Annotated in this window: 16 protein-coding genes; 5 read left to right on the forward strand and 11 right to left on the reverse strand. The window is 63.1% G+C overall.

Annotation, left to right across the window (positions count from 1 at the left end; all coding sequences use genetic code 11):
- Positions 1–38: 38 nt before the first annotated feature.
- The 5 genes from HHL22_RS12280 (at position 39) to HHL22_RS12300 (ending at position 4916) form a co-directional block, all read left to right on the forward strand.
- Positions 39–1154 (forward strand): sensor histidine kinase, encoded by a 1116-nt coding sequence (locus tag HHL22_RS12280; protein WP_169531637.1) that lies wholly within the window; start codon positions 39–41, stop codon positions 1152–1154.
- On the forward strand, positions 1151–1915 hold the full coding sequence (locus tag HHL22_RS12285) for a LytR/AlgR family response regulator transcription factor (protein WP_169531638.1): 765 nt from the start codon (positions 1151–1153) through the stop codon (positions 1913–1915). Before HHL22_RS12280 ends, HHL22_RS12285 begins: the two co-directional genes overlap by 4 nt.
- A gap of 351 nt (positions 1916–2266) precedes the next feature.
- The gene (locus HHL22_RS12290) at positions 2267–3880 is read left to right on the forward strand and encodes a carboxylesterase/lipase family protein (protein ID WP_169531639.1); all 1614 of its coding nucleotides are present in this window, start codon (positions 2267–2269) and stop codon (positions 3878–3880) included.
- Positions 3881–3911: 31 nt separating this feature from the next.
- A complete protein-coding gene (locus tag HHL22_RS12295; RefSeq protein WP_169531640.1) occupies positions 3912–4364 on the forward strand; it encodes a cupin domain-containing protein in 453 nt (150 codons plus the stop codon).
- Positions 4365–4415: 51 nt separating this feature from the next.
- Positions 4416–4916 (forward strand): nuclear transport factor 2 family protein, encoded by a 501-nt coding sequence (locus HHL22_RS12300; RefSeq protein ID WP_169531642.1) that lies wholly within the window; start codon positions 4416–4418, stop codon positions 4914–4916.
- A 35-nt stretch (positions 4917–4951) separates the two neighbouring features.
- Here HHL22_RS12300 and HHL22_RS12305 read toward each other — a convergent pair whose 3' ends face one another.
- The 11 genes from HHL22_RS12305 to HHL22_RS12355 all read right to left on the reverse strand — a co-directional run bounded on the left by HHL22_RS12305 (position 4952) and on the right by HHL22_RS12355 (position 16150).
- A complete protein-coding gene (locus HHL22_RS12305) occupies positions 4952–5626 on the reverse strand; it encodes a carboxymuconolactone decarboxylase family protein (RefSeq protein WP_241738095.1) in 675 nt (224 codons plus the stop codon).
- Between the two features lie 130 nt (positions 5627–5756).
- On the reverse strand, positions 5757–6245 hold the full coding sequence (locus HHL22_RS12310) for a cupin domain-containing protein (RefSeq protein WP_206680720.1): 489 nt from the start codon (positions 6243–6245) through the stop codon (positions 5757–5759).
- 185 nt (positions 6246–6430) lie between these two features.
- Positions 6431–7411, reverse strand: a complete 981-nt coding sequence (locus HHL22_RS12315) for an aldo/keto reductase (RefSeq protein ID WP_169531644.1) — start codon at positions 7409–7411, stop codon at positions 6431–6433.
- 88 nt (positions 7412–7499) lie between these two features.
- On the reverse strand, positions 7500–9839 hold the full coding sequence (locus HHL22_RS12320; RefSeq protein WP_169531645.1) for a xanthine dehydrogenase family protein molybdopterin-binding subunit: 2340 nt from the start codon (positions 9837–9839) through the stop codon (positions 7500–7502).
- A gap of 51 nt (positions 9840–9890) precedes the next feature.
- Positions 9891–10874, reverse strand: a complete 984-nt coding sequence (locus HHL22_RS12325) for an FAD binding domain-containing protein (protein ID WP_169531647.1) — start codon at positions 10872–10874, stop codon at positions 9891–9893.
- 4 nt (positions 10875–10878) lie between these two features.
- Complete coding sequence (locus HHL22_RS12330) at positions 10879–11511, reverse strand: (2Fe-2S)-binding protein (RefSeq protein WP_195809280.1); 633 nt, start codon at positions 11509–11511, stop codon at positions 10879–10881.
- Between the two features lie 103 nt (positions 11512–11614).
- Positions 11615–12517: a helix-turn-helix domain-containing protein gene (locus HHL22_RS12335; RefSeq protein ID WP_169531649.1), complete on the reverse strand. Its 903-nt coding sequence runs from the start codon at positions 12515–12517 to the stop codon at positions 11615–11617.
- 75 nt (positions 12518–12592) lie between these two features.
- A complete protein-coding gene (locus HHL22_RS12340; RefSeq protein ID WP_169531651.1) occupies positions 12593–13444 on the reverse strand; it encodes an aldo/keto reductase in 852 nt (283 codons plus the stop codon).
- Between the two features lie 421 nt (positions 13445–13865).
- A complete protein-coding gene (locus HHL22_RS12345) occupies positions 13866–14318 on the reverse strand; it encodes a hypothetical protein (protein WP_169531652.1) in 453 nt (150 codons plus the stop codon).
- A gap of 540 nt (positions 14319–14858) precedes the next feature.
- Positions 14859–15827 carry a zinc-binding dehydrogenase gene (locus tag HHL22_RS12350; RefSeq protein WP_169531653.1) on the reverse strand — a complete coding sequence of 323 codons (969 nt, stop codon included), beginning with the start codon at positions 15825–15827 and terminating at the stop codon, positions 14859–14861.
- Positions 15828–16012: 185 nt separating this feature from the next.
- On the reverse strand, positions 16013–16150 hold the full coding sequence (locus HHL22_RS12355) for a hypothetical protein (RefSeq protein ID WP_169531655.1): 138 nt from the start codon (positions 16148–16150) through the stop codon (positions 16013–16015).

Below are 16150 nucleotides of genomic sequence, written 5' to 3' on the forward strand. Positions count from 1 at the left end.
ACGAGCGCTTCGCGCCTGCCTTTCTTCTTGTTCTGACTATGCCCGCGTCTGCCTTCCCGGTGGTGACCGATTTCCTGAGCCGCCGCCAGAAATGGCGGCTCACGCTCAGCCTGAGTTTGCTCTACCTGCCCATCCTGCTCTACCTCGACGACTGGTACCACAGCTGGGCCTCCCTTTGGCGCAATCTGCCCTTGCTATTCGTGGCCCTTGGCGTGGGGATGGGACTGCTTTTCGGCTGGCTCTACGCGGCCGAGTGGCTCCAGAGCCGGCTGCTGCGCTGGTTCGGAGAGGATTTTCTGCTGGAGCTGAAGCTGCCGGCCCTGCTGCTGACCCTAGGGTTTTCGCTGGTGCTGGCCGTGGCCTTTCTGGTGGCGCTGGGCAGTATTCTGGGTTTGCTCAACCACGTACTGCCCCTGTTTCCCGAGCTGCCGCCCGGTACCTTGCCCGGTCCCGATTTTTTGGCGCTGTTTCACCGGGCTAACAAGAGCTTCTTTTTGCAATTGATGCTCGCCACGTTCTACCTGCTGGCCACCAGCCGGGCCCTGCTGCGGGCGCGCGACTTTCACCGCCGCACCGAGCAGCTCGAAACCGAGAACTTACAGGCGCAGCTCGCGGCCCTGAAAAACCAGGTGAACCCACACTTCCTCTTCAACAGCCTCAGCATCCTCACCTCGCTCGTGCACCTAGATGCCGACTTGTCCGAGCAGTTTGTGGAGCAGCTGGCTCAGGCCTACCGCTACGTGCTGGAGCAAAAGGACCACGACCTGGTGCCGCTGGCCACCGAGCTGAAGTTTATCGAGGCCTACGCTTTTCTGCTGAAGATTCGCTTCGAGGAGCAGTTTGAGCTGGCCGTGGAGGTGCCCGCCGCCAGCCGGGCCCGGCACCTGCCCCCGCTGACCCTGCAGCTGCTGGTAGAGAACGCGGTGAAGCACAACCAGATGTCGAGCGAGCAGCCGCTGCGCGTGCACATCGCCTGCGAGGACGGGGAGCTGGTGGTACGCAACACTCTACGCCGGCGACCCGCCCCGGCCCTGGCTTCTACAGGCCTCGGGCTGCTCAATATTCAAAAGCGCTACCGCCTCGTCACCCCGCTGCCCGTGCGCCTGGTCGAGGAGGCCGGCGAGTTTGTGGTGCGCCTGCCCCTGCTGCCATGAGAGTGCTGATTATCGAAGACGAAAACCTGAGCGCCCGCCGCCTCGAAAGCCAGCTGTTGCGCTACGACCCCACCCTGCAGGTGCTCGACCGGCTGCCCTCGGTGGCGCGGGCCGTGGCCTGGCTGCAAACCAACCCGGTGCCCGACTTGCTGCTGCTCGACATTCACCTAGGCGACGACGTGGGCTTTCGCATCTTCGAGCAGGTAGCAGTGCGCCCGCCCGTCATTTTCACCACGGCCTACGACGAGTACATGGTGCAGGCTTTCAAGGTCAATAGCATTGACTACCTGCTCAAGCCCATCCGGTACGAGGAGCTGGCGGCGGCGCTGGACCGCTACCGCGTCCTGCGGCAGCAACTGGCCACCCCGCCCCCCGACCTGGCAGCGCTGCTCCAGCTCGTGGCCCGTCCCGCCGAGCCGGCTTACCGCGACCGTTTTCTGGTAAGCGCGGGCAGCAAGCTGCGCAGCATCGAGGTGGGTGACATCGCCTACTTCTTCTCCGAAAGCAAGGTCACGTTCCTGGCCCCCCAGACCGGGCCGGCGCTGCCGCTGGAGTACAGCCTTGATAAGCTCACCCAACTGCTCAATCCCCGGCAGTTCTTCCGCGTGAGCCGGCAGTACCTGGTGGGCCTGCCGGCCATCACCAGCGTGCACGCCTACAGCGCCGGCCGCCTCAAGCTGGAGCTGCGGCCCGCCCCGCGCCACGAAGTATTCGTGAGCGGCGACCGGGTACTGGATTTCAAGGACTGGCTGGGCCGGTAAAGGCCGCAGGGCTACTCGCTCGGCTGGCAGAAAAGCAGGGGTAATCCCACTGGCCCCCTGGCCCCGAGATGCTGGCGCAATTGTTTGGATAGTATACTAACCTGTTTGATTAGCATTTTTCAGCCGCGCTACCCTGCCTGAACTTTGCCCACCCAGGGCGCTACCCGCACCGGACAAGGGCACGCAGACGGGCCGGGGGCAGCAGTCTCGGTAGGTGCCCGCTGGGCTGGGCCGGCCCAAAATAATCCGCCGCTCTTACCCCCGCAACCAGCTCGCCAGCAACGGTTTTGCTGGTATCGAATTTCTTGCTGCCTACCCTTCACCTATCATCATTACTTACCAGCCCCACCCGTGAGACTACTAGCCGCAGCCGCTCTCCTTGCCTGTTCCCTGCACGCGCAGCCAACGGCGCGGCAAGCGGCGGCGGCCGGGCCTACCGTGCGCACGGCCGCTGGCCCCGTGCGCGGGGTGACGGCTGGTGCCGTAGCCAGCTTCAAGGGTATTCCGTTTGCCGCGCCGCCGGTGGGTGAGTTGCGCTGGCGGCCTCCCCAGCCGGCCAAGCCCTGGGTGGGCGTGCGCGATGCCAGCCAGTTCGGGGCCGACTGCGCGCAGGCTGGTTTTCCGCCCGGCGCGAACCCCATCGCCAAAACGTCGTCCGAGGATTGCCTGTACCTTAACCTTTGGGCCCCGGCCGGCACCAAGCCGGGCGCGAAGCTGCCCGTCATGGTTTGGATTTACGGCGGGGCCTTCGTGTTTGGGAGCGGCGCGTCGCCTGGCTACGCGGGCGAGCACTTCGCCCAGCAGGGGGTTATCCTGGTCAACTTCAACTACCGGGTAGGGCGGCTAGGCTTTTTTGCGTTTCCGGCCCTTAGCCAGGAGCACCCGGAAGAGCCGAAGGGCAACTACGCCTATATGGACCAGCTTGCCGCCCTGCGCTGGGTGCAGCAAAACATCGCCGCCTTTGGTGGGGACCCCGGCAACGTGACCATTTTCGGGGAATCGGCCGGGGGCGTTTCGGTGCATTCGCTGCTCACCATCCCGGCGGCGAAAGGCTTGTTTCACAAGGCCATCAGCGAATCGGGTGGGGGCCGCGATGGCGTGCTGACGGGGCGGCCGCTGCAGAAAGACAATGCCGACCCGTACTACCCCGTGTCGGCCGAAACCATCGGCATGAATTTCACCCGCAAGCACCACATCGAGGGCACCGACGCGGCGGCGCTGGCCCGGCTGCGGGCCTTGCCAGTGGCCGACATCGTGGATGGCGGCCAGGAGAGCGACGGGCCGGGGGGGGCGGTTACGCTCTCGGGGCCAATTCTCGACGGGAAGCTGGTAGTGGAAACGGCGCAGAGCGCCTACCAGGCCGGTCGGCAGGCGAAGGTGCCGCTCCTTATCGGGTCGAACAGCGCGGAGGTGCCGACGGGCTTCGTGAACGCCACGTCCAAGGAGCAGCTGCTGGCGCTGTTTGGCAGCCTGAAAAGTGAGGCTGCCGCGGTGTATGACCCGGACGGCAACGCGGAGCTTGCCAGGATGCTCACGCTGGTCAACACTGACAAGGTATGGGCCGAGCCGGCCCGGATGACGGCGCGGGCCTTCGTCGCCAAGGGCGCACCAGCCTACCTCTACCTGTTCTCCTACGTCTCGCCCGCCATGCAGCAGCGGATGCGGTACGGCGCGGCTCACGCCTCCGAAATCGCCTACGTGTTCGACAACCTGGGTAGCCCCAACGGTGCTACCGTAGCACCTAAGGACCAGGAGGTTGGCAAGCTACTGAATAGCTACTGGGCCAACTTCGCCAAAACCGGCAATCCCAATGGCAAGGGCTTGCCAAACTGGCCCGCCTATGACGCTAGCAAAAACGGGCTGCTCGAAATCCGCACCGATGGCACGGCCGTTGGCGAAGCTGACCCGCGGAAGGCTCGCCTGGACGTAATTGAAAAAGCCGTTACAACGGGCAATCTACACTAAGCCAACCCGGCTTGTCAATTAAGCAGAAAACATGAAACAGCTACCTGTCATTTTTCTATTCTTGCTTGCGCTAACCAAGCAGGTGGCCGCGCAAGAAGCGCCCATTTTTCCGAAGGGGGAAGTAGCCACCACCGATAATCACACCGGAACGGTTTGGCTCAAAGAACTCAGCGCGCCGGATAACGTCTTCACGTACAGCATTGCGATGGCCACGTTTGCTCCCGGTGCCAAATTAGACTGGCATGCGCATCCAGGTGGGCAAATTTTGCTGATTACGGAAGGCGTGGGTTACTACCAGGAACGGGGTAAACCTCGGCAAACGGTGCACAAAGGAGAGATTATTAAGTGTCAGCCTGGGGTAGAGCATTGGCACGGTGCCGCTCCCACGAGCACCTTTGCCTACCTGGCCACGACTCCAACCCAACTGGGTAAAACTGTCTGGTTTAAGCGGGTAACCCCGCAGGAGTACGCCGGCGGCAACTAGCTGTTCACGGCTGTCTGCCCTGCCTAATAACAGGCTAATTTTCTGCTAATTATGAAACATCTATTGTTCCTAGGGTTCTTCCTGGTCACCATGCACCTGGCCCACGCGCAAGCCAAATTGCCCGATGCTGTTCCCGCCTCCGCAACCAAGGACGAACAGGAACTGCTAACCATCTCGAAAACGAAGTGGACCTGGATGGCCGACAAAAACGTGGAGGCGCTCGGCGGGCTGTTTGCTGAAAACTGCGTGTTCGTGCACATGGGCGGCAGCTGGGGCAAAAACCAGGAGCTGACGACCATCAAAGGCGGTATGATTTGGTACAAGAAGGCCGAGGTGTACGGCGCGGCCGTGAATTTCTTCGGCGCGACCGCCATCCTGCTCAACGACATCGACCTGGTGGCCGTGGTGGGGGGGCGCGAGGTCGTTAACCCCTTCATGGTGACGGAAGTGTACGTGAAGGAAAACGGCAAGTGGAAAATGGGTTCGCTCACCTTCTCGCACCTGGCCCGGCCCGTGAAGCTGGCTGCTAACAGCCAGCCGCCGCAACACTAGGGTTTAGGCTGCCTAACTTAACTTGTTGACCGCTGCTACTTCGGCTTGGTAGCGAGCATTTTCGTCAGCACGGCGCGACCCGCGTCGGCCTCTTGCTTGCCAACGGCAGCTTCCATCACGCGCATCAGCTGCTGCAACTGTGTGGCTGTGAGACCGGTGTGCAGGCCAATATCTAGGTGACCCTGTAGCATGGGTTCTACCCCGCCCAGGCTCACGAGCGCCGCGATAGTAACTAGTTCCCGCTCTTGATAGGTGAGCACATCGCGCTCAAAAATGTCGGCGAAGAGGTGCTCTTTCAGAAAGCGGTCGATTTCGGGGCTAAAGGCACCGTAGCCGGTTTTAGGCTCTTTTTCAGGCCGGCCCGTCAGCTGCTCCAATACCTTTTTACCCCGCTCGTACTTGGGTGCAGTGCTGGTGATGGGTGAGGCGGCCTTGCCGATAACGTCTTTCTTGCCTTGTGCCTGACGCTCGTCCAGCACCTTCAGCAGGATATTCAGACCGTTGATGCTGCGCGGGAAGCCGCAGTAGGCGTACAGGTGCACTAGCTCTTCCTTCTCTTCATTCACGGTCAGACCCGCGTCAAGTCCTTGAGCCAGGGCGTCGTGCAGGTGGGGCAGGTCGCCTTTAGCCGTGAGTGCCGCAATTGACACAAGGGCTTGCTGCCGGGCCGAGAGAGTTTCAGCCAGCGGCGTGTGCGCGTGAGTAGTCATAGCAAGGCAAGTAGTTAGCGCCACGAGCAGCGCCTTGGAAAACAGCGGGCTGATGGTCATGGCGTAATGGTAGTTAGTAACTGGCTGCGACCAGGGTTTCAGCGACGCTGGGCTGCGACCTGAGGGGCGCCTACCGCTGGCCGAGGTACTCGGCCTCCGTCACGGCCCGGCCCCAAATCACGGGCACCGCCGCGAGGTCGGGGTTGATGGCGACGTGGGTCATGGCGGACTTGAGTGCGGCGCCGTGCCAGTGCTCTACACCGGCCGGGGCCTTGATGACATCGCCCTTGTGCAGCAAGCGCAGGGGCTGGCCTTTTTCCTGGTAGTGGCCCGTGCCCTCCACCACCAGTAAGATTTGCCCGGCGGGGTGAGTGTGCCAGTGGGTGCGGGCTCCCGGCGCAAACTGCACGCTGCCGGCCCCGCAGGAATATTTATCCGCCTTGCCCACTAGCCCCTGCACCCAGGCGTGGCCTGTGAAGTTGGCCGCCGGTCCCGGTTGGCCCTTCGTAAAAATAGGGCTGGGGGTTGAGTGCTCAGTTTGAGCTTGGCTGCCAAGGGCTGCGAGCATGCCCACAACTCCCAATCCCAGGGCCAGGCGTAGTACGGTATCAGGTCGCATAGGAATGGGGCAGCAAGATGTTCGTTTGCAGGAGTGGTCGCCGCTTGGGCTGGGGCTGTCGGCAGGATAAAGTACTAAGCAAGAAGTAATTGCTTAGCCAACCTGCTGCCCCAGCCCGTGCGCACTCAGCGTAGTTTCGCGGGTAGTGGACTACCCCCAAAGCTACGCTGAATAGCCAGCAACCGCTAGCGATTGATAGCTTGCTGCGCCTGCGCCGAGTAGCGGGCACCCTGGATTTCCACCTGGGCCAGCGCCTGCTCGATGCGGTGCAAATCGTCGGGGGTGAGCTGCACGGCGGCCCCACCGATGTTCTCTGCCAGGCGATGCAGCTTGCTGGTGCCGGGGATGGGCACAATCCAGGGCTTCTGGGCCAGCAGCCAAGCCAGCGCAATCTGGGCCGGCGTGGCCTGCTTGCTGGCGGCGATGGTGCCGAGCAGTTCCACCAGCGCCTTGTTGGCCTGGCGGGCTTCGGGCGAGAAACGGGGCACCGTGTTGCGAAAGTCGTTTTGACTGAACTCCGTATGCTCGTCAATCTTACCCGTCAGAAACCCCTTACCTAGGGGGCTAAAGGGCACGAAGCCAATGCCTAATTCTTCGAGCGTGGGCAGCACGCTCTGCTCCGGCTCGCGCCACCACAGCGAGTACTCGCTTTGCAGGGCCGTGACGGGCTGCACGGCGTGGGCTTGGCGAATGGCCGTAGCCCCGGCTTCAGAGAGGCCGAAGTACCGCACCTTGCCCTCGGCAATCAGGTCTTTCACGGCCCCGGCTACGTCGGCCATCGGCACGTTGGGGTCTACCCGGTGCTGGTAGAACAGGTCAATGTAGTCGGTGCGCAGGCGCTGGAGCGACTGCTCCACAACGGCCCGGATGCGCTCGGGGCGGCTGTCCATACCCAGCTGAGGCTTACCATCTTTGAAGCCGAACTTGGTGGCAATAATCACTTTATCGCGCATCGGGGCCAACGCCTGGCCCACCATTGTTTCGTTGAGTTCGCCGTAGGCCTCCGCCGTATCGAAGAACGTCACGCCCTGTTCGTAGGCCGCCCGGATTAGGCGGATGGCTTCTTCGAGGGGCACGCCCGGACCCAGGCCGAAGCTCAGGCCCATGCAGCCCAGGCCAAGGGCCGATACTTCCAGGCCGCTGGTGCCTAATTGTCGCTTTTCCATGTTTGAGAGTTAGAAAGGAATTGTTCCTGCCGGATTTAGGGCTGTTAACGGGTCAGGTTGGAAAGTAGCTATAGCGAAAGCCACCGCGCTAGGCCGGTTCGTGCAGGGTGGCCAGCACCCTAGCCGGGGTCATGGGCAGGGAACGCACCCGCTTGCCGGTGGCGTGGTACACGGCGTTGGCCACGGCCGCCGTCACGCCCACGATGGAGATTTCGCCGATGCCCTTCACGCCCATCGCGTTCACGTAGGGGTCGTGCTCGTCGATGAAGTCCACCGTCATGTTCGGGATGTCGGCGTTGGTGCACACGTGGTAGTCGGCCAGCGTGGCGTTGGTGTAGCGGGCCAGGTGCGGGTCGCGCACAGTCTGCTCCATCAGGGCCGCGCCGATGCCGAAGATGCTGCCCCCAATGACTTGCGAGCGGGCCGTCTTGGGGTTGAGGATGCGGCCGGCGCTCATCACGCTCACCCAGCGCGTGACGCGCACGGTGCCCAATTCGGGGTCCACGTGCACCTCGCAAAAGTGCGCCCCGAAGGCGTGCATCGAATGCGGGGCGGCATCCTCCTTCTTGTTCATGTTGGCGTTGGCCGTGGCTTTGGGGGCCTCGTAGCCCGCGCCGTACTTCCCGAGGGCGCTGCCCTCCACGTCGCTCAGGCTGGCGCGCTGCATGATGTCGGCGTAGCCCTCGCCCTTGGCCGGGTTGGCTTTGAGCTGCAAGCGGCCCTTTTCCACGGCCACATCTTCGGGCTTCGCCCCGTAAAGTGGCGACTTCTTGTCAATAACGGCCACCTTGAGGAGCTTCTGCCACACCTCCTGGCACGCCAGGTACACCGACGACGACACCCGCCCGGCGGCCGTGGAGCCGCCCGACCACTGCGTGGTGGGCAGGTTGGTGTCACCCAGCTCGAAGCGGATGTTCTGCATCGGCAACCCTAGGGCATCGGCCGCCACCTGCGTATTGATGGTGTAGGTGCCGGTGCCCAGGTCGGTGGCCCCGGCCTGCACCACGGCGTGGCCGTCGGCGTAGAGGCGCACGCGGGCCGTGCCCTGCGAGCCGTGCACGGGGTAGCTGGCCGTGGCCATGCCGTAGCCCACCAGCAGGTGGCCCTCGCGAGTCTGACCGGCCTTGGGGTTGCGCCGGTTCCAGCCGAACAGCTCGGCCCCGCGGGCGTAGCATTCCTTCAGGCTCTTGCTGCTCCAGGCGTGGCCGGTGGTGGGGTCCACCTCGGCGTAGTTAAGCAGGCGCAGCTGAATGGGGTCTAGGTTCAACTGCGCCGCCAAATCGTCCATCGAGCATTCGATGGCGAACGAGCCGGGCATGTCGCCGGGGGCGCGGGTCGAAGTGGGCGTCATCACGTTGGCATGGGCCAGGCGGTAGGTGCCCTCGAAGGTGGGACAGGCGTAGAGCATGTTGATGATGCGCCCGTTGGTTTCGGCCCAGTCCTCCCAGGGCGAGGTAGTGGACGTTTTCTCGTGCACCAGCGCCAGCAGTTTGCCCTCGCGGGTAGCGCCCAGCTTCAGGGTCTGCGTCTGCTCCTCGCGCAGCCCCATGCCCGTGAACTGCTGCGGGCGGGTGAGCACCAGTTTCACGGGCCGGCCCACGGCCTTGGCCAGCAGCGGGGCCAGCACCACGTGGGGCCACACCCAGGCCTTGCAGCCGAAGCCACCCCCCAGGTACTTGGTAATGACGCGCACCTGGTCCTGGGCCAGCCCCAGCATGGCGGCCAGCGTCTTCTGCGTTTCCGACACGCCCTGCGTGGTATCGTACACGGTGAGGCGGTCGGGCGCTTCCCAGTGAGCGGTGGTCGCGCCCGGCTCCATCGGGTTGTGGTGGGTAGTGGCGTGGACGTAGGTGGCCGTAAGCTGCACCGGGGCGCTGGCAAAGGCCGCCTGCGCCTCGCCGCGCTTGGTCACGCCCGGCGCGTAGCCCCGAATGGTTTTTGGCACGTACAGCTCGGCGTTCTTGGCCTCATAGGAGGACACGGGCACCTCGGGCGCGATGCTGACACGCAGCAGCGCGGCGGCGGCCTGGGCGTGCTCCAGCGTGTCGGCCACTACTACGGCCACCGGCTGCCCGGCGTAGTACACCTGGTCGGATTCCAGCGGGAAGAAGCTCATGCCCGACGAGGCCAGGGCCCTCCGGTCGTCGGGGTTGTTGGGCGACTTGGCCAGCTTGGGCAAATTCTGGTGCGTGAAAATGGCCAGTACACCCGGCTGCCGCTGGGCGGCGCCGGCGTCAATACTGGTCACGCGGCCCTTGGCTACGTCGCTACCCACAATGAGGGCGTAGCTCAGACCCGGCAGCCGGTTGTACTCAGCCGAATACTTAGCCTGGCCGGTCACTTTGGCCCAGCCATCGACGCGGCTCAGCGGCTGGCCCACTACGCCGGGCTGGGGAATGGTATCGGAGAATTGCGTTTCAGTATCCATGCTGATTGCTTGCGCTTGCTGGTAGAGATAGGAAAGTGGCAGCCCCTGGCCCTAGGCCGCTACCTGCTGTAAGGCCCGCACCAGCGTATTCTGCGCCAGCTCCACCTTGTAGGCATTTTCGCTTTGGGGCCGCGCCCCACGCAGCGCCGCCGCCGCGGCAGCGCGGAACGTGGCCTCGCTGGCGGGTTGGCCCACCAGAACCTTTTCCGCCTCGCGCGAGCGCCAGGGCTGCGCGCCCACGCCCCCCAGCGCCACCCGGGCGGCGCGGATGGTACCGCCCTGCACGTCGAGCCCCACGGCGGCCGAGGCCAGGGCGTAGGCGTAGCTGGCCCGCTCACGCACCTTCAAGTAAGTGGACTGGCGGGCGTGAGCAGCGGCCGGAATCGTCACGGCCACAATTAATTCGCCCGGCTCCAACACCGTTTCCTTCTGCGGGGTCTTGCCCGGTAGCAGGTAAAACTCGGTGATAGGCACGCGGCGCTGCTTACCCTTTTGGTTTTCCAGCGTCAGCACCGCATCGAGCGCGGCCAGCGCTACCGCCAGGTCGCCGGGGTAGGCGTTGGCAATGCAACTCTCACTTACTCCTAGGATGGCTAGGTTATGGTTATCGCCGGCGATGGCTGGGCAGCCCGAGCCCGGCACGCGCTTATTACACGGGAAAGCCGCGTCGCGGAAGTAGCCGCAGCGGGTGCGCTGCAAGAGGTTGCCACCGATGCTAGCCATGTTGCGCAGCTGCGGCGAGGCGGCCAGCAGCAGCGACTGCGACACGGCCGGGTAGCCCTGCACCACCAGCGGGTGCTCGCCCACATCGCTCATCCGCGCCAGCGCCCCGATGCGCAAGCCCTCGCTCGTCTGCTCGATGGTGGCCAGCGGCAGGGGGTTGATGTCGATAAGCTGCGGCGGGGCGGCCAGGTTGGACTTCATCAAATCCAGCAGGGTGGTGCCGCCGGCGTAGTAGGCGGCGGCCGGAGTGTCTTTGTGCAAGGTGGTCGCTTCTTTCGCCGAGGCGGCCTGCACGTAACTAAAATCGTTCATGGCCTTATCCTTTAGCAGATTGACTGGCTACCTCGCGCACGGCGGCCAGGATGTTGGGGTAAGCGCCGCAGCGGCAGAGGTTGCCGCTCATCCATTCGCGGCACTGGTCGTCGGTGCTGGCGTGGCCCTCCTTCACGCAGGCCACGGCGCTCATAATCTGGCCGGGCGTGCAGTAGCCGCACTGGAAGCCGTCGTGCTTAAGGAAAGCCGCCTGCATGGGGTGTAGTTCGCTACCGGTGGCCAGGCCCTCGATGGTCGTAATTTCCTTGCCCTGTGCGGCCACGGCCAGCGTCAGGCAAGCCAGCGTGCGGCGGCCATCCACGTGCACGGTGCAGGCCCCGCACTGTCCGTGGTCGCAGCCCTTCTTGGTGCCGGTCAAATCCAGGTGCTCGCGCAGCGCGTCGAGCAGGGTGGTGCGGGGTTCCAGCGTCAGGGTCGTGGGCTGGCCGTTGAGGCGCAGCGTCACGCTGCCCGGCCCGGCGGCCACCTGGGTGCGGGCCGCCAGTGCCTCGGCCGGGCCAGCCAGCGGCACGGCCAGCGCGAAGCCCAGGATGCCCCCGGCCTGCTTCATAAACGAGCGGCGCGAGTCGTCGGCCGGCTGGGGCGTATTCGCCGCGGGGAGTGAGTCAGACTGCATAACGGAAAAATAGGAGAAGCGAAAGGCCGCCCGGTGGGCGAGTGCTACACCACTGTAACTTATTAGTAAAAAACGCTTTATAACGAACGGCCATCTAATCCCATTAGGTGTCGCGCCGGAAGGCTAGCGGCGTGGTGCCGGTATGCTTCTTGAAGAAGCTGTTGAAATAGGTGGGGTACTCGAATCCTAGACTATGGGCAATTTCGGCCGTCGTCCACGAGGTGTGGTGCAGCAGGGCCTTGGCTTCGCCGATGACCCGCTCGGCAATGTGCGCCGTGGTGGGCTTGCCGGTAGCCTCCTTCACGGCCCGGTTCAGGTGGTTGACGTGCATGGCCAGCTGGCCGGCGAAGTCCTGCGCCGTCTTGAGCTGCATGGCCTGGTCGGGGCTTTCAATCGGAAACTGCCGCTCCAGCAGCTCCTGAAACAGAGACGTTATGCGCGACGAGGCATTCTTATGCTGCACGAAGCTTTCCGTAGGCTGCATCCGCAGCGCCTCGTGAATGAGTAGTTGCAGGTAGGTGCGAATCAAGTCGCCCTTGTACAAGTAGTCGGTGCTTTGCTCAGCCAGAATTTTTTGGAAGATGCCCTTGGCGTAGGCTGTCTGCTCGGCGCTAAGGTGAAAAATCGGTGTGCCCCCTACCTTGAACAGCGGTGACTGCTGCAAGCTTTCCGAGCGGTCGTTCTCGCGCATGTAGGCCTCGGTGAACAGGCAGGAGTAGCCCATCAGCCGCGGCTCGTGCAGTTCAATAGCATAAGGAATGTGCGGGTTGGCAAACATCAGGCACGTGCCGTTCAGCTCGATGCTGCGGTCGGCGTAGTGCACCGTGCAGTGGCTGGTCACCAAGGCTACTTTGTAGAAGTCGCGGCGCCGGTAGGGGTGACTTGGGCCAGCGGCCGTGTCCACCTCATATGCCTTGAAACCGCTAAGCTTCAGCTCCTGAGCGGTGATTTCCTGGTGGGAGCTGATGGCCTTGGCTGGTGCCGGCGAAGTTGCTTGGGGCTGCATAAAGGTGCTACGCAAAGGGTGCCAAAGGAGGTATCGAACAGGGTGAAAAAACCGCCGTTCCCCCGCCAGTACGGGCTAGTCGTGAATCTTGCGCTCGCTAATCCACTTCACCATGTGGGGGTCGCGGTGGTCGAAGAAGAGGCTGGCTTTGGTGTCGAGCTTGCCAATCGCCTGCATGTCCTCCGGGCTTAATTCGAAGTCCAGGCTGTTGAAATTCTCGGCCATGCGCTCAGGCTTCACCGACTTGGGAATAGCCACCACCCCGCGCTGCGTAAGCCAGCGCAGTACCACCTGCGCCACCGATCTGTGGTACTTGCCCGCGATGCCGCTGAGCACCTCGTTGTGGAACAGGTCGTTCTTGCCTTCGGCAAACGGCCCCCAGGCCTCAATCTGCACCCCGTTGTCCATCATAAACTGCTGCTCGGCCACCTGCTGATGAAAGGGGTGGGTCTCGACCTGATTCACGGCCGGCTTCACCTCGTGCTGCACCAAGAAATCCATCAGGCGGTCGGGCGGGAAGTTGCTCACCCCGATGGCCTTGATGCGGCCGGCGTGGTACAGCTCCTCCATCGCCCGCCACGCGCCGTGCACGTCGCCGTAGGGCTGGTGGATGAGGTAGAGGTCGAGATAGTCGAGGTTCAGCTTACGCAGCGAAGTCTCAAACGCCTGCCTAGCCCCTTCGTAGCTGGCATCCTGCACCCAGAGCTTGGTGGTGATAAACAGCTCTTCGCGCGGTACGCCGCTGGCCTTGATAGCCCGGCCCACGGCCTCCTCGTTCATGTACGAGGCCGCCGTGTCGATGAGCCGGTAGCCGGCCTTGATAGCTGCCAGCACGCTGGACTCGCACTCAGTGGGGTCGGGCACCTGGAATACGCCAAAGCCCAGAATGGGCATTTTCACGCCGTTGTTCAATTCAACCGTCTGCATGCTGCTTACTTGAGAAAAAGAGTTTGCTGGTAGTACCCGACTGCTACCCGCCGGCGCGGGAACGCTCGCGTGGCGAAAGGCAGCCTAGGGCCGGTAGGCAGCGCGTCGGGGCGCGGTACCAAGTGCGGCCATTTACCGGCACAAAGGTCCGCTTGCCTAACTCAGCCAGAAAAAGAGAATCAAACGGATTAGTATACAATTCAAACACCTTTAGGTGGGCCAGGGCCGCGCGGCCGGCTGCCGTTCGTGCGTTAGCTCAACTATTCAATTCAAGCCGCGGTACTGCGGCTCGGTTACAGGCTGCAGCCAGACTGCCGCGCCCTGCCGGGCGTTGGGCACCAGGGCCACGGGCGTCATGGCCTGCCCCGGCGTGGCCCCGTGCTAGTGTACCCCCGGCGGGGCTTTGATGACATTGGCGGTTTCAGCATCGCCGCGCCATGCGCAGCTCGCACTGCGTACCGACCAGCCGGCAGTAATAATGGAAGAGGCGGGTGGACGTGCGCAGCCGCATGGCCTCGTGCAGCACCAGGTTGAGATAAGCGCCGAGCAGCTCCTGCTTGAATATATAAGTCGCCTGCTGCTCGACCAGCATCTTAGCAAACAGGTCATTCAGGTACGCGGCCTGCTCGCGGCCGAGCGCGAAGACGCGCGGCGCAGGATTACTGAGCAGCGCCCACTGCGCCGAATTAACGACCGGACTGCGCGCCTTGAAAAACGCCTCGGTAAAGCGGCAGGCGTAGCCCGCGTGGTGGGTTGCCGCGCCGGTGGCTAGCCCCGCCCCGGCCGGATTGCCGATGAGCAGGCACGGCCCGTCCCGTCCAGCTTGGTTTGCTGGTCGGCTTGCGGCCAGTAGTACGGGCTGGTCAGCAGACACACCGTGTAAAAATCGCGGCGGCTGTACGTTGGTACCGCGCCAGCCGTGGTATCAAGCTGGCAAATTCGAAAGCCATTCATGTGGGGGGTTGCTGGTAAAATGGGTAAGCACCCTACCAGCCGGTCAGTGTCAGCATTCTTGCTAGTCAGGCCCGAGGCCAAGCTGCTCGCCAAGCGGTCAGGTACTGGCTGCACCGCAAAATTCCTGCTCTCTAGGCTCTACTTGAAAAAAAGAATCAAACCATTTACTATAACAATCAAGCAATTGAGAAGCTATGAAGCTATTTAGAAAGTCATGCAAGTGTAGTTGTCTGTCATGCTGAGCTTGCCGAAGCATCTCTACCACGCCGTCTGAGTAAGCGGTAGAGATGCTTCGGCAAGCTCAGCATGACGGTTTAGGGGATAAGCGCCTACTTTCTAAACAGCCTCTGAGATAATAAAGTAGTTGACCGAGCACCACTTAGCTTCTCAGTCAGGGGCTAACCGGCATCAGCAAAGCAGCCGTTCTGCTTGGCAGAATAGAAACCTGAAACCAGATGCTTCACGTCGTCACGACAATTTTGCCGCCGGCCGCGTTGGCTTCTATCAGTTGGTGCGCTAGCCCAATTTCGGCCAGTGGGAATACCCGGCCAATGCGCAGCTGCACCCGTCCTGCTTCAACTGATTTGATGAAGTCCTGCATAGCCGCCGCTGGGGCCGTGACCTGCCCGCTGTCGTAGATAGTCAGGCCCACTGTGGCCGGAATAAACTCCATTGGGGCGAAGTCGGGCAGCGACCAGCTTTCCGAGAGCATGCCCGTCATGCAGCCCAGCCCGCCGGGCTTGAGGCAGGTCAGGGAATCGCGGAGCGTGGGGGTGCCTACCAGCTCCAGCATTTTGTCTACGCCCGCCGGGTAAAGCGCCCGCACCTGGTCGTGCACCTGGCCGCCGTCGAGCAGCACGTGCGCCGCGCCGCTGGCCCGGAGCAGTTCGGCTTTGGCGGCCTGGCGGGTAGTAGCCAGCACCGTCAGGCCGGCTTGTTGGGCCAGCTGCGCCGCCAGCAGCCCCACCGACGAGGTGCCGCCGCGAATCAGGAGCGTTTCGCTAGCCTGAATTTTCAGCGCTAGGTGCAAGGAGCCGTACACGGTCTGGAACATTTCCGGAATGGCCCCGAGCTGGGCCCAGGGCAGCTGGCTGTGGAAGGGATAGAGAATGCGTTTCGGTACCAGTGCGTACTCGGCGTAGCTACCGTCGTAATCGCGGCCCAGTCCGCCCATGAGGGCCGCTACCTGCTGGCCGGGCAGGTAGTCGCCCGAGGGGTCCGCCACCACTTCCCCCACGCATTCAATGCCCAGCACGCGCGGAAACTGCACGCCGGGCGACAGCCCTTTGCGGGTCATCAGCTCCGAACGATTCAGTCCGAATGCTCGCACGCGCACCAAGACCTGCCCAACCTGGGGCGTGGGCACGGGACGCTCTTCCAAGTGAAAATCGGTGGCTGCGCCGGGGCACAACAAAACGGCAGCTTTCATAATTACGAAGAATAAAGCTGGGTCAAAAGCAAATTTGCAAGGCAACAGTGGGCAGGGTCTGCAGTGACTACCCGCCCAGTAGGCGAGCATAGGTGGCTTTATCGAGGGCCTGCGCCGCCGCGACCGGCGGCCGGCCATTAGCCAGGACAGCGAGGCAACTCAGCAGCAAGGCGTACATTGGCTTATCACTTGAGAAAGGGCACCATGTCGGCCCATATGGCCGGAAAATTGACCAGGAAGGCCGGGTGCGGCGCGTTAGGAATAATAGCTAGCTGGCTGCGGCGAATCAGTTGGCTGGTGTGATAGGCGTGCGGGACACTCAT

This window comes from Hymenobacter polaris, assembly GCF_012927305.1.
GTDB classification, from domain to species: Bacteria; Bacteroidota; Bacteroidia; order Cytophagales; family Hymenobacteraceae; genus Hymenobacter; species Hymenobacter polaris.

What these genes read in the sequence shown, in the direction of transcription:
- HHL22_RS12325 (WP_169531647.1), bottom strand. Translation starts at nt 10,874, where the DNA reads ATGAACGATTTTAGTTACGTGCAGGCCGCCTCGGCGAAAGAAGCGACC.
- HHL22_RS12330 (WP_195809280.1), bottom strand. Translation starts at nt 11,511, where the DNA reads ATGCAGTCTGACTCACTCCCCGCGGCGAATACGCCCCAGCCGGCCGAC.
- HHL22_RS12310 (WP_206680720.1), bottom strand. Translation starts at nt 6,245, where the DNA reads ATGCGACCTGATACCGTACTACGCCTGGCCCTGGGATTGGGAGTTGTG.
- HHL22_RS12295 (WP_169531640.1), top strand. Translation starts at nt 3,912, where the DNA reads ATGAAACAGCTACCTGTCATTTTTCTATTCTTGCTTGCGCTAACCAAG.
- HHL22_RS12355 (WP_169531655.1), bottom strand. Translation starts at nt 16,150, where the DNA reads ATGAGTGTCCCGCACGCCTATCACACCAGCCAACTGATTCGCCGCAGC.
- HHL22_RS12285 (WP_169531638.1), top strand. Translation starts at nt 1,151, where the DNA reads ATGAGAGTGCTGATTATCGAAGACGAAAACCTGAGCGCCCGCCGCCTC.
- HHL22_RS12335 (WP_169531649.1), bottom strand. Translation starts at nt 12,517, where the DNA reads ATGCAGCCCCAAGCAACTTCGCCGGCACCAGCCAAGGCCATCAGCTCC.
- HHL22_RS12300 (WP_169531642.1), top strand. Translation starts at nt 4,416, where the DNA reads ATGAAACATCTATTGTTCCTAGGGTTCTTCCTGGTCACCATGCACCTG.
- HHL22_RS12280 (WP_169531637.1), top strand. Translation starts at nt 39, where the DNA reads ATGCCCGCGTCTGCCTTCCCGGTGGTGACCGATTTCCTGAGCCGCCGC.
- HHL22_RS12340 (WP_169531651.1), bottom strand. Translation starts at nt 13,444, where the DNA reads ATGCAGACGGTTGAATTGAACAACGGCGTGAAAATGCCCATTCTGGGC.
- HHL22_RS12305 (WP_241738095.1), bottom strand. Translation starts at nt 5,626, where the DNA reads ATGACTACTCACGCGCACACGCCGCTGGCTGAAACTCTCTCGGCCCGG.
- HHL22_RS12350 (WP_169531653.1), bottom strand. Translation starts at nt 15,827, where the DNA reads ATGAAAGCTGCCGTTTTGTTGTGCCCCGGCGCAGCCACCGATTTTCAC.
- HHL22_RS12315 (WP_169531644.1), bottom strand. Translation starts at nt 7,411, where the DNA reads ATGGAAAAGCGACAATTAGGCACCAGCGGCCTGGAAGTATCGGCCCTT.
- HHL22_RS12320 (WP_169531645.1), bottom strand. Translation starts at nt 9,839, where the DNA reads ATGGATACTGAAACGCAATTCTCCGATACCATTCCCCAGCCCGGCGTA.